Origin of the sequence: Proteus sp. G2618 (assembly GCF_009915995.1) — a bacterium.
Classification (GTDB): Bacteria; Pseudomonadota; Gammaproteobacteria; order Enterobacterales; family Enterobacteriaceae; genus Proteus; species Proteus terrae.
The window spans coordinates 353806-367550 of sequence record NZ_JAABNI010000026.1; the positions used below are offsets into that span (position 1 = coordinate 353806).

8 protein-coding genes are annotated in these 13745 nt (G+C 40.1%); 2 read left to right on the plus strand and 6 right to left on the minus strand.

Going from position 1 to position 13745, the window contains the following annotated elements; all coding sequences use genetic code 11:
* Positions 1-8: 8 nt before the first annotated feature.
* From baeS to GWJ01_RS18225, 4 genes are read right to left on the minus strand one after another with little or no spacing between them, the layout of a single operon-like run.
* Complete coding sequence (gene baeS, locus GWJ01_RS18210; protein ID WP_161711434.1) at positions 9-1385, minus strand: two-component system sensor histidine kinase BaeS; 1377 nt, start codon at positions 1383-1385, stop codon at positions 9-11.
* The gene (mdtC, locus tag GWJ01_RS18215; protein ID WP_161711435.1) at positions 1382-4465 is read right to left on the minus strand and encodes a multidrug efflux RND transporter permease subunit MdtC; all 3084 of its coding nucleotides are present in this window, start codon (positions 4463-4465) and stop codon (positions 1382-1384) included. The genes baeS and mdtC overlap by 4 nt, the downstream gene beginning before the upstream one ends.
* Entirely contained in the window at positions 4462-7593 is a 3132-nt protein-coding gene (locus tag GWJ01_RS18220) for an MdtB/MuxB family multidrug efflux RND transporter permease subunit (protein WP_088495281.1), read from the minus strand. Before GWJ01_RS18220 ends, mdtC begins: the two co-directional genes overlap by 4 nt.
* Positions 7593-8828, minus strand: a complete 1236-nt coding sequence (locus GWJ01_RS18225; protein ID WP_161711436.1) for an MdtA/MuxA family multidrug efflux RND transporter periplasmic adaptor subunit — start codon at positions 8826-8828, stop codon at positions 7593-7595. The genes GWJ01_RS18220 and GWJ01_RS18225 overlap by 1 nt, the downstream gene beginning before the upstream one ends.
* A 562-nt stretch (positions 8829-9390) precedes the next feature.
* Between GWJ01_RS18225 and dtpA the strand changes: the two genes are divergently transcribed.
* Together dtpA and GWJ01_RS18235 are read left to right on the plus strand one after the other, a co-directional pair.
* Positions 9391-10857, plus strand: coding sequence for a dipeptide/tripeptide permease DtpA (gene dtpA / locus GWJ01_RS18230; protein ID WP_161711437.1), 1467 nt, complete (start codon positions 9391-9393; stop codon positions 10855-10857).
* A 131-nt stretch (positions 10858-10988) separates the two neighbouring features.
* On the plus strand, positions 10989-11618 hold the full coding sequence (locus GWJ01_RS18235; protein ID WP_161711438.1) for a DNA-binding protein: 630 nt from the start codon (positions 10989-10991) through the stop codon (positions 11616-11618).
* Positions 11619-11641: 23 nt separating this feature from the next.
* On the opposite strand, the gene GWJ01_RS18240 is transcribed toward GWJ01_RS18235, so the two are convergent.
* Positions 11642-12079, minus strand: a complete 438-nt coding sequence (locus GWJ01_RS18240; RefSeq protein ID WP_161711439.1) for an RES domain-containing protein — start codon at positions 12077-12079, stop codon at positions 11642-11644.
* A gap of 195 nt (positions 12080-12274) precedes the next feature.
* Positions 12275-13648 carry an MFS transporter gene (locus GWJ01_RS18245; protein ID WP_161711440.1) on the minus strand — a complete coding sequence of 458 codons (1374 nt, stop codon included), beginning with the start codon at positions 13646-13648 and terminating at the stop codon, positions 12275-12277.
* Between the last annotated feature and the right edge of the window lie 97 nt (positions 13649-13745).

Consider the following 13745-nt stretch of genomic DNA (forward strand, 5'->3'; position numbering starts at 1 on the left):
TTATAGGCTTAAAGATCATCAGAATATGCGGGTAATTCTATAAGGATTTTCATGCCACCTAAAGAGGAAGGCATAGCACTTATTTTACCATTATGAGCTTCAACGATATTTTCGCAAATCGCAAGACCTAAACCTGAACCACCACTTGCACGATTTCGTGAGTTTTCTGCACGATAAAAACGTTGGAAAACAACTTCATATTGAGCACTATCAAGCCCCGGAGCACTATCTTCTAATGCAATAAGAACATGGTTTTGCCCTTTATGGGTGCTGATATGTAATTGACCACCCGAATAAGTATAGCGCACGCTATTCTCTAGCAGATTATGGAAAAGCTGGATCAACCTATCAGGATCGGCTTGTACAATGAGTGGCGATAAATCATCTAACTCGGTGAGTAGCGTAATATCTTTAGTTTGATATGTGTGGCGATAAGAAGCCACAGCCAACAAAATCACCTCATTAATATCAATAAAATCTTTACGATAAGTTAAAGAGCCTCTATCTGATAATGAAAGCTGGTGGAGATCATTAACCAGTTTTGTCAGATTTGTAACTTCAAATAAAAGGGAGTTTAGCGTTTCTGTTGTGGGTTTTCTGACACCATCTTGTAACGCTTCAAGCTCGCCTTTTAAAATGGCAAGAGGAGTCCGCAATTCATGTGAGATATCAGCCATATAATCGCGACGAATTTGCTCATTTTTTTCTAGTGTGCTGGCAAGTTGATTAAAGTCGATAGCGAGTTGACTGATTTCATCTTTACTTGTAGGCGTTACTCGTACAGAAAAATCACCAGCTGCTAATTTATGTGTCGCTTCAACGAGGCGTTTAACAGGGCGTATCATATTGCGAGAAAGGATCAGTGTAATAAATAAAGCTAAAAGAACCGTTAAACCTGCAATTATCCAGCTTGTACGCAGTTGTTGTTTATCAAAACTGATATCCGCTTCACTACTGATTTTATCTGCGGCACTGACAATCACCCAACCCACAATTTCATTATGAGAAGTAATGGGTTTTTTAAATGTTTCTGCGGGAAATTGATTGTCATGACCAAATAAGCGCTTCATGTTTTTATCAACGATCCAAAACTGTGTGCGCCAGCCTTTTGGTGGAGGGCCTTCAGTGCTTTGGCTTATTTGGTCAATACTTCGTAATATTTGATAAAGAGAACGATCATCTCTATTGAGAAAACGCCAATCTCCTGTTAAAGCGTATTGTTCAGTTAAGGCTTCTGCCAAAAGAGTTGCACGCTGTTCACTGTTTTTCTTGATATAACCAATGAATCCTTGCTGGAAGCTACCACGGATACCAATATGCATGGCGAGAACAACCACCATACAAGTAGCGAAAACCACTAAGAACAGCTTGCTTCTCAATTTCATGCATTTGCCTCTTTTTTGCTGATACGTCGTTGTTGCCAACGTTCACGCAATCCATCAAAAAATAGATAAATAACAGGGGTTGTATAAAGGGTTAGTAGTTGGCTCATTAATAAACCACCTACAATTGTTATTCCTAAAGGTTGTCTTAACTCGGCACCATCTCCACTACCTAACATTAATGGCAATGCCCCAAATAATGCGGCAAGCGTTGTCATAATAATAGGACGAAAACGCAGTAGACTAGCCTGAATAATGGCCTCTTTAGCCGACAATTTGCCTTCACGTTGAGCAGTAATTGCAAAATCCACCATAATAATGGCGTTTTTCTTCACAATACCAATCAGCAACATAATGCCAATAAGTGCAATTAGACTAAAAGGCGTATTAAAAAGCTGTAATGCTAATAAAGCGCCTACACCCGCAGAAGGTAGGGTAGATAAAATGGTTAGCGGATGAATATAGCTTTCATACAGCACACCTAATACCAAATAGACCGTTACAATCGCCGCTAAGATAAGAATAAGCTGTGATTTGATGGTTTCTTGGAAAATCTGTGCTGTACCTGCAAAAGTCCCTCTGACGGTATTAGGCACACCTAACTCTGTCATTGTGCGTTCAATAGAATCAATTGCATCAGCTAATGTATAGCCTTCAGGAATATTAAAGGCAATAGTTGAAGATGCAGATAATCCTTGGTGATTAACACTTAATGGCGCATTTGCCGGATACCAACTTGCAAATGCAGATAATGGAATGCGCTCACCTTGATTATTGACTACATACATTTTATCTAACGCAGAGACATCTTGTGTATATTGCTCAGAGACTTCCATCACGACTTTATACTGATTTAACGGCGCATAAATGGTAGAGATCTGACGTTGACCAAAAGCATTGTTCAGCAAATTATTGGCATCACTGACGTTAATACCTAATTGCGACATAGTATCGCGATCGTAAGTCAGTGCCATTTCAGCACCTTTATCTTCTTTATCAGAGTTAACATCGACAAGCTGGGGCAGTTCGCCTAAAGCTTTACGGACAATCGGCTCCCATTTACGCAACTCGCTTAAATCATCCGCTAATAATGTAAATTGATAACTGGCATTCGCTTGGCGTCCACCAGCCCTAACATCTTGCACTGGCATTAAAAAGAGGTTGGCACCGGGTTCATTAGCTAATTTTGTCCTTAGGCGGTTAATCACTTGATTTGCGCTATCGGTACGCTCTGACAGTGGATTGAGGGAAATAAACATAAATCCACTATTAATACGGCCTCCACCTGTAAAGCCTGTTACGCTATCGACGTCTTTATCTGCATTAATTTCTTGCATAAAACGGGTCATTTTTTCTTTCATCGATTGGAATGAAATACTCTGATCTGCACGCACAAATCCCATCAAACGACCCGTATCTTGATCGGGGAAAAATGTTTTTGGCGCACTGATGTATAAATAAGCATTTAAACCCAAAGTGGCGAGAAAAATGGCCATAACCCAGCGTCGATGGCGCAATGCAGCCTGCAATGTGACACTGTAACCTTGCTGAGCGCGAAAAAGTAACTTACCAAAACCGCGTAAATGTGACTGCGCTTTGGGTTTCATTCCTTTGAGTAAATGCGCACACATCATGGGGGTTAGCGTTAGAGACACAAATAGCGAGATAGCAATGGCCGTTGTTAGGGTGATGGCAAATTCTTTAAATAATCGCCCAACAAGACCATCCATTAACAGTAATGGAATAAAAACGGCAACAAGAGAAATACTCATTGAAAGGACAGTAAAAGCGACTTCACCAACCCCTTTCAAGGCGGCTTCTTTAGGTTTTAAACCATTCTCAATATGACGAGAAATATTTTCAAGCACCACAATGGCATCATCAACTACAAAGCCTGTCGCTACAGTTAATGCCATCAATGAAAGGTTGTTTAAACTAAAGCCACAAAGGTACATGGCTGAAAAGGTACCAATTAATGAAACGGGTACAGCAACCGCAGGGATCAGCGTGGCGCGACCTGAGCGTAAAAATAAGAATACAACTAAAATGACCAGTGCCACAGCAATGGCTAACGCACGTTCAACTTCTGCTAATGATGCGCGAATAGTTGGTGTTCTATCTTGTGCGACTTTTAAGTCAACGCTTGCAGGAATAAGCTCACGTAATTCTGGAAGCTCATCACGAATACGATTTACAGTTTCAATGATATTGGCACCCGCTTCACGACGAATAACCAGCAAAATTGCAGGCTCTCCGCCGCTCATTCCTGCGGCTCGCGAGTTTTGTACTGAGTCGGTAACTTGTGCCACATCACTTAAACGTACAACGGCATCTTGATTGTAATGCACGATCACAGGGCGATATTCAGCCGCTTTACTGAGTTCATCATTAGTTTGGATCTGCCAACGACTTTCATCGTTATTGACAAAGCCTTGAGGTCGCCGCACATTTGCTTGATTAATCGCCTTTCTAACATCATCAAGACTGACATTTTGGTTAAATAACGCATCGGGATTGAGGGCGACACGTATCGCGGGCAATGATCCTCCACCAACCGAAACTTCACTCACACCTTCAATCTGTGAGATTTTTTGTGCCAACCGTGTTGAGGCGAGATCGTAAAGCTCCCCTGTATTTTGAGTATCAGAGGTGAGCGTTAAGATCATAATCGGAGCATCAGAAGGATTCGATTTATAATAACGCGGACGGCTTGGCATACCTGAAGGCAACAAACTTTGTGAGGCATTTAACGCTGCCTGTACATCACGAGCTGCGGTGTTGATATCTTTGTTTAAATCGAACACCAGCGTAATGCTAGTACTTCCAAGCGAACTGCTTGATGTCATTTCATCAATACCGGCAATTCGCCCTAAAGAGCGTTCAAGCGGTGTTGCCACAGAAGACGCCATCGTTTCTGGTGACGCCCCGGGTAAGGAGGCGTAAATATTAATAACCGGATAATCAACTTGGGGCAATGGAGCAACAGGGAGCAACATAAACCCTAATGCACCACATAGCGAAATCGCCAAACTAAGCAACGTAGTTGCTACGGGTCGTTGAATAAAGAGGGCGAAGAACTTCATGATACAGCCCCGTTATTATTCTCGACGTGTTTATTACGGTTGATGTAGAGCGATAATTTATCAAATAACAGATAAATCACTGGTGTTGTAAACAGGGTTAAGATCTGGCTCATAATTAAGCCACCGACCATACAAACCCCTAATGGCTGACGTAATTCTGCCCCTACACCCGTACTTAACATTAAAGGTAGAGCACCTAAAAGGGCTGCCATTGTGGTCATTAAGATTGGGCGGAAACGCAATAAACACGCTTGGTAAATCGCTTCGTAAGGCGTTAAACCTTGTTCTCGTTCGGCAGCAAGGGCAAAGTCTATCATCATGATCGCATTTTTCTTTACGATCCCGATAAGCAAGATGATCCCAATAATCGCAATAATATCAAGTTCATTGCCTGCGGCGATTAACGCCAATAATGCGCCGACACCTGCTGTTGGCAGTGTAGATAAAATAGTAATAGGGTGAATAAAGCTCTCATATAGCACACCTAATACAATATACATTGCGACGATTGCTGCGATAATTAGCCACAAAGTACTTGAAAGCGCACTTTCAAACGCCAACGTCGCACCTTGGAATTGAGTCGTGATATCTCTTGGCATCGAAATTTGCTCTTCAGCCAATTTCACTGCTTTCACCGCTTCTTCAAGAGAAGATTGTTCCGCGACATTAAATGAGAAGGTTGCCGAAGGAAATTGCTCTTGATGATTAATAGAAAGTGGCGCTAAGCGTTGCTCAACGGATGCAATAGATAATAAAGGTACCATCGCACCATCTTTACCCGTTAAATGCACAGCAGAAAGTGCCTGTAATCCATCACCATTACGAATATCTTGTTCTAATACCACGCGATACTGATTGGCTTGAGTGTAAATAGTTGAAATTAAACGCTGACCAAAAGCATTATAAAGTGCGTTATCAATTTCACTCATTGAAATGCCTAAACGACTTGCTGAGTCTCTATCCACTTTGATATACGCCATCATGCCGTTATCTTGCCAATCACTGCTGATATCAGTTAATTCAGGGCTATCTTTTAGTGCTTGAGAAAGTTTTGGCACCCAATAAGCCAATTCATCTAATGATGTTGCTTGTAGTGTAAATTGATACTGAGTACGAGAAACTTGCGTATCAATCGTTAAATCTTGGGTGGGTTGCAGATAGAGAGTCATTCCTGAAATAGAAGCAATACGCTCTTGTAAACGAGGAATAATCACATCAATACGGGAGTCTCGCTGATCAAGAGGCTTCAATGTAATTTGCAAGCGGCCAGTGTTTAAGGTTGCGTTGCTTCCATCAATGCCCACAAAACTAGCAATATTATCAATAGCGGGATCATCAATTAATTTATCAACGACCTGTTGCTGTTTTTCTACCATTGCTTGATAAGAGATGGATTGTGAGGTTTCAATGGTTCCTTGCAATAGCCCATTATCTTGTAATGGGAAGAAGCCTTTAGGAATAAACATATATAGCAATACAGTCAGCACCAATGTGCTAAGTGCCACGCCAAGGGTTATCCATTGGTGGTTTAAAACACGTTTTAACCAAACTGCATACACTGCAATCATTCTTTCAAAGAAACGTTCGCACGCCATTTCAAAACGGTTGTGTTTGATTTCATTTTCAGGTTTTAGCAATCGAGCACACATCATTGGCGTTAATGTGAGCGAAACCACCGCAGAGATTAGAATGGCGACAGCAAGAGTGATTGCAAACTCTCTAAATAAGCGACCTACAATATCACCCATAAATAACAGTGGGATCAGTACGGCAATCAGAGAGAAGGTAAGCGAAATAATGGTAAAACCAATCTCTCCAGCGCCTTTTAAGGCAGCTGTTAGCGGTTTATCACCACGTTCGAGATAACGAGAGATATTTTCAATTACAACAATAGCGTCATCGACAACAAAGCCTGTGGCAATGGTTAATGCCATTAAGGTGAGATTGTTGACAGAGAATCCACAAAAATACATCACGGCAAACGTACCCACTAATGAAAGTGGTACAGCAATACTTGGGATTAAGGTCGCGACACCATTACGTAAAAAGAGATAAATCACCATCACCACAAGGGCGATAGCTAAGCCTAGCTCAAATTGTACATCTTTAACTGAAGCGCGGATTGTTGTAGTTCTATCAGTTAAGATCTCAACATTCACTGATTTCGGTAAATTGGAGACTAAATCGGGTAATAAATTACGAATATTATCAGTGGTATCAATGACGTTAACGCCGGGTTGACGTTGAACATTAATAATAATCGCCTGCTCATTATTCGCCCATGCACCTAACTGATTGTTTTCAGGTGCTTGTTCAATAGTTGCAATATCAGATAGACGAATGGGCGCACCATTTTTATAAGTAACGATTAATTGGCGGTAATCTTCTAATGATTTCATCTGATCATTAGCGGATAACGTCACAGAGCGAGTTGGCCCATCAAGGCTACCTTTCGCTGAGTTAACGTTCGCATTATTAATTGCTACACGAATTTTTTCGCTATCTAAACCGTAAGATGCTGCGGCTTGTGCATTGAGTTTGACTCTAACAGCAGGGCGCTGACCACCCGCTAATGCCACTAAACCGACACCATTAACTTGTGAAATCTTTTGCGAGATACGAGTTTCAACCATATCTTGCAACTGTGTCATCGGTAATGTTGAGCTAGTCACCGCTAAGGTTAGAATAGGCGGATCTGCTGGGTTTACTTTGCTGTAAATTGGTGGATAAGGTAAATCGGATGGCAGCAGATTAGTCGCCGCATTTATCGCAGCTTGTACCTCTTGCTCTGCAACATCTAATGGTAATGTTAATTGGAACATCAGTGTGATCACCGAAGCCCCACCAGAGCTTTGTGACGACATCTGTTTTAACCCAGACATCTGTCCAAATTGACGTTCTAGTGGAGCAGTAACCGCTGATGTCATTACATCAGGGCTTGCTCCGGGATAGAGAGTAACGACCTGAATCGTCGGATAATCAACTTCAGGTAATGCAGAAACGGGCAGCATACGATAGCCGACAATCCCGGCTAAGAGTATGGCGACCATAAAAAGGGTTGTTGCAACAGGGCGCAGAATAAATAAGCGAGATGGCCCCCCGCCTGTACCGTGTGTTTTTTCGGTCATTATGCTTTCTCCGCAACAACACGGTTATTTTCTTTCGTCTTTGGCGCTGTTGGTGTCACGATATCGACTTTCGCACCCTGAGTTAATCTATCCACACCATCGGTGACAACACGTTGATCTGCCGATAAACCGGAAGCTATCACGACTTTTTCCGCATTTTGTAAGGCAACTTCAACACGTAATTTACTCACTTTATTTTCGCTATCCACCACCCAAACAAAGTGACCTTCATTACCCATTTGTAGCGCTGCATTTGGAATAACAACGGCTTTCTCTAATGTGGTGACATAAAGACGAACATTGACAAATTGGTTAGGAAATAACGTCGTCTCTTGCTGAGGGAAGCGCGCTTTTAATTTAATGGTGCCGGTTGTTGCATCAATTTGGTTATCAACACTAAATAATTTTCCTTTAGCTAATTCAAATTGATTATTTCTATCTAATGCGGTGACAGGTAAATCTGCATTATTTTTACGTGCTTGAATAACATTCGCTAGATCTTGTTCTGGCAATGTAAAAAGTACATCAACAGGGTCCATTTGATTGATAACGACGATAGGCGTAGATGAACCACCAGAAATATAATTACCGACATCAACTTGTTTTAAACCCACTTGACCTGAAATAGGTGCTGTGATTTTGCTGTAAGTGAGTTGCAGTTGTGCATTACTGATAGAGGCTTCATCAATACGAATGCTCGCTTCAGACTGTTTTACTAAAGCTTGCTGATTATCTAGCTCTTGTTGTGAGACTAAATTGGTTTTTGCTAATTTCTGATAACGGGCTAAGTCAAGACGCGCATTAGCTAATGTAGCCTGATCTTTTGCAAGCTGTCCTTTAGCTTGAGCTAATTGAACTTCAAATGGACGAGAGTCAATTTCAGCTAATAAATCACCTTTCTGAACGTGTTGTCCTTCCGTGAAATGTAATGCCATTAGTTGACCTTCAACGCGGCTAGTAACCGTTACGCTGTTTGTGGCTTTTACTGTACCTAAAGCAGATAAAAATTGTGGCACATCTTCTTGTATTGATGTTGCAACTTGAACTGGTGGTAAAGGCGGGCGACGAGATCCAGATGTACCTCGACTTTGTGAGTTTGTTGCTTGAGCTTCTTTATTTTCAGGCGACGCTGTTTTTGCTGCATTAAATTGCCAATAGGCGTAACCACCTGCGATTACGACGATTAAAGCGATAATGAGAGAAACTCTTTTTTTAGCATTTTTGTTTTTATTCATTACTTTTGTGATCCCACTGGCAACTAGCTAATCAGAAATACTGAAATGAAAATTTGGAATGGTGACATTCTACCTGTTTCTTCACAGTTAAAAATGGAGGAAATATGGAAATTAAGTCAAGGAATGTGTTTTATTGGCGTTATTTTAATCAATTAAAACAAATTGCTACTGGTATTATTTTATCGTTGTTATTCAATAAGGGATAATTTGGCAAAATAGGGGTAAGCAGTAGCGTAGCTTAATTGTTTATATAGGGATAATTAAGTAGAAAATAATTTATTGATTATCAGTGGGTTATTTTGTTTGCTGTTTTTTTAATCGCATAACTATTTTGTACAAATGCCTGTAACTATGATAAAACGCAATAGTTAGTTATAATTCTTAGATAATTATGCTTTCCAGTGATAGAATGCCAACCTTGTTTTTCTCTGCGTTGAACTCTTTTCAAAGAATAACAATCCAGTATGAAATTCACCGAGCTTTAACTCTGTCTTAAATAAAGAAATTTTTGTAAAAAATTAGCCTAAATATAAAGGCATAATAGAATAATTAGAGGTTTTTAGTGTCAACTGCAAACACACCTGATGATGGACAAAAACCGAGCCTGAATGCGTTTAAACAGCCTCGTGCGTTTTATCTCATCTTCTCAATAGAATTATGGGAACGTTTCGGCTATTACGGTCTGCAAGGGATCATGGCCGTTTACTTGGTTAAAATGCTGGGCATGGGTGAAGCAGAAGCTATCACTGTTTTTGCTGCATTTACCGCATTAGTTTATGGCTTTGTTGCTATCGGTGGATGGCTTGGGGATAAAATCCTTGGTACTAAAAGGGTTATTATTCTTGGGGCAATCGTACTGGCAATTGGTTATGCAATGGTGGCATTCTCAGATCACGATAAAGACGTGATTTATTGGGGACTTGCAACGATTGCAGTAGGTAATGGTTTATTTAAAGCCAACCCATCTTCGTTATTAGCAACATGCTATGAGAAAGACGATCCGCAATTAGACGGTGCATTTACGATGTACTATATGTCTATCAACGTAGGTTCGTTCTTATCTATGTTAGCAACACCGTGGTTAGCAGCTAATTATGGTTGGGATGTTGCGTTTGCATTAAGCGTTGTAGGTATGCTGATCACCTTAGCAAACTTTATGGTTTGTCGTGGTTGGATCAAAGATAAAGGTTCTAAACCTGACTTTGAACCGCTTAATTATTCAAAATTATTATTAACGCTGGTGGGTATCGTTGCACTCACAGCATTATCGACTTGGCTGTTACACAATAATGAAGTCGCAAGTTGGTCTTTAGCAATTATCTCATTAGGTATCATTCTAATTTTTGCGCGCGAAACCTTTATGATGAAAGGTGCTGCACGTCGCAAGATGATTGTTGCATTCTTATTGATGGTTGAAGCAGTGGTTTTCTTTGTTCTTTACGATCAAATGCCAACGTCTTTAAACTTCTTCGCAATCCATAACGTTGAACACTCTCTGTTAGGTTTCAGCGTTGAACCAGAGCAATTCCAATCACTTAATCCATTCTGGATCATGTTAGCAAGCCCGCTATTAGCGGCTGTGTATAACTTTATGGGTGATAAACTGCCAATGCCATATAAGTTCACCGTAGGGATGTTCTTAAGTGCAACTGCATTCTTAGTGTTACCACTGGGTGCTAGCATGGCAAATGAAGCGGGTATTGTGTCTTCATGGTGGCTAGTAGCAAGTTATGGTTTCCAAAGTATCGGTGAGCTAATGATTTCAGGGCTTGGTCTTGCAATGGTTGCTCAACTTGTACCACAGCGTTTAATGGGCTTTATCATGGGCGCTTGGTTCTTAACTTCGGCAGCCGCAGCAATTATTGCAGGTAAAGTGGCAAGTTTAATGGCAGTACCTGAAGATGTGCAAAGCGCTCATGCTTCATTAGAAATTTACAGCAGTGTCTTCTTACAAATCGGTATTGTAACAGGTGTTATCGCAGTTCTAATGCTGATCACAGCACCTATGCTGAGCAAAATGACACAGTAATTTTTGCCATTAAAAAAACAGGTTCTTAAGAAGAATAAAGGATGCCATAAGGCATCCTTTTTTGTATGTAAATCGTACTTGTTTTTTACACTTTACTCATCATATAATCAGTAAAGAGTAAAGGAGGCGTTATGAATACCACAATACAAAAAAGCTCACCTCAAGCGTTATCAATAGAGAGAATGGCTGTTCTTAAAAGAATGGCTAATTTAACTCAAGAGTTAGTTGAAACATTAGCAGAGAAAAAAAGTTTAACTAATGCATTAGAAATGACAGATAACGAACTCGCTAGGCTTATTTTTGAAACACAGCTGGAGCGTGCCAGTGAGATATCGCCAAGGGAACAACGCCAAATTGCTCGTTTAAATGAAGGGGCTATTAAGTTTTCAGAGCAATTAAAAGCATTAGGCGGAACATGTAGAGCTAGCCAAGCCGCCGAAATTTTAGGTGTCAAACGTCAGACAATTAATAACCGCCTGAAAGCAAATAAACTATTAGCTGTTAAAGTAGGAGGCGAGTATCGATTACCCATATTTCAGTTTAATGGTAACCAGTTGATTGATGGTTTAGATGAAATCTTAGTTTTACTGGGTGATATGAGCTCGACCACCAAAGTCTCTTTTTTAACAAGCATGTATTTTTTTGATGATGACAAAAATCTTAATGTCATAGATGCATTAAAAAAATATGGACGAATGAGTGAGCAAATGCAGGAACTTATTCATCAAGCTAACCTTTTTGGTAAACACGTTGCTCTTTAATAAACAGCCCAGTATTGGGCTGTTTATTCGTCGATATTAATATCAAATTGCAATGTTTCTGTAATGATCTCAATTCCTGAAATATCATCATATAACCAATTTTGTGGGAAGTTTTCTTTTCTATTATCACTATAAGTATCAATAGAACAATGTGATAGCTCTACTAAAGGAGCAAGGCGCTCTTTCTTCGCCCAAAAAGCAGTACACATGCCCAAATAGTGCCTTGAAGGATATGTTATACCATCATAATCGAGCTCTGGTGTATTCGCTGCCCAGTCAACAATAGATTGAGTAAGGTTATAATGCTTGCCCGTCATTTTGTCGGCGGTGATATGCAGTATGCCTTGTAGTCTTGATATATCGATAAGCTTTGTTTTACGTGTAGTACTTAGTGTATATATCTGTGCTTTTTTTAAATCACTAGATCCAATAATAAAGTTTTTTCTGTTTTGATATGCCATCAGCTTTCAAATATTCCCTATTAAGAAAATAAAACGTTTGAATAGGGTAGAGTTCAATCAAAACCTTTTCAAGGTTTTGATTTTCAAAGTAATAAAATTCAGAAAAACTGCAAAACACAAAAAAATACCGCCCTCATTAAGGGCGGTATTGTATAAGGGGATACTTATAGAACATATTTATACATTGATAAAGGCTTAACCAATCACTTTATCAATCTGCAATGCAACATCTTTCTCTCTTGTTGTGGGTTTTACTGCCGCCCAACCTTTATGCGCTAAAGGTAAGAAAGCGACTGCAATAGCTAATAATGATACGCCAGCGACATAATAGGCACCCGCCATTGCGGTTTTTTCTAACCATATACCTGTTAACATTGGCGTTAATCCACCGAATAAGGCATAAGCCATATTGTAAGCAAAAGACAAGCCAGAAAAACGAATTGATGGTGGAAATGCTCTTGTGCTAACAATCGGTGTAGTTGCAATCGCTCCTACAAAAAAGCCCATCAAACCATAGTTAAACGCTAACTGAAAACCTGTCATCGCGGCATCTAAACTGCCATAGAAATGGAATGCAGTAACAATCAAACCACCCCATGATAATGTCATTGAAGCGCGCGTTCCTAATTTGTCACCAATCCAACCCCAGAATATGCAACCTAAGGTTAAAGTTAATGTTGCAACACAGTTTGCTTCTAATGACGTTGTTCTATCAATTTTATAGATCCCTTCAACAATAACGCCCGGTGTCATTAAAATGGTGACAACGATAGCCGTTGATAAAGACCATGTTAACGCAGCAGTAATTAAACACGCTTGTTTGTGGTTCTTAATAACTGAAACGACTGGCATTTCTTGTGCTAATGCTTTTTTCGCCGCCATCTCTTTAAAGATAGGGGTTTCTTGTAAAAAACGACGTAAGTAAACAGAGATTAAGCCAAATACGCCCCCTAAGATAAAGGGAATACGCCATGCAAAATCATTCACTTCTTGGCCGGTATAGCTACGTTGAACGATAATCGCAACGATGGAACCTAATAAAATACCGCCTGTAATACCTGAGGTTAATGTTCCTACACCTAATCCATAACGTTGTTTTGGTGTGTGCTCTGCGATAAATACCCAAGCACCCGGCATTTCACCACCAATAGCCGCACCTTGCATAATACGCATTAATAACAACAATAATGGTGCTGCAACACCAATGCTGGCATAAGTTGGTAATAAACCAATAACTAATGTTGGTACCGCCATTAAGAAGATACTTAAGGTAAACATACGTTTACGACCAATAATATCTCCGTAGTGTGCCATAATAATGCCACCCAGAGGGCGAGCAAGATAACCGGCTGCGAAAATACCTAATGTCTGCATTTGTGCAATAAAGGCGTTATCACCGGGAAAGAACAAGTGGCTCAATGTTTTCGTAAAGAACACGAAGATCACGAAATCATAGAACTCCAAAGTTCCCCCTAGTGAGGATAAACCCAACGTTTTATAGTCGTTGCGGTTCAATGGTCTTGCCGTAGGTTGACTCAACGGCTGAGTGGAGTGTGATTGTGATGTCATAATAACAACCTATAATAATCATCGTGATAAAAATAATAAGTAATAAGTTCACAATTAAATTCTTTTTAAATTAGCGAATAAAATAGGATGAAAATAA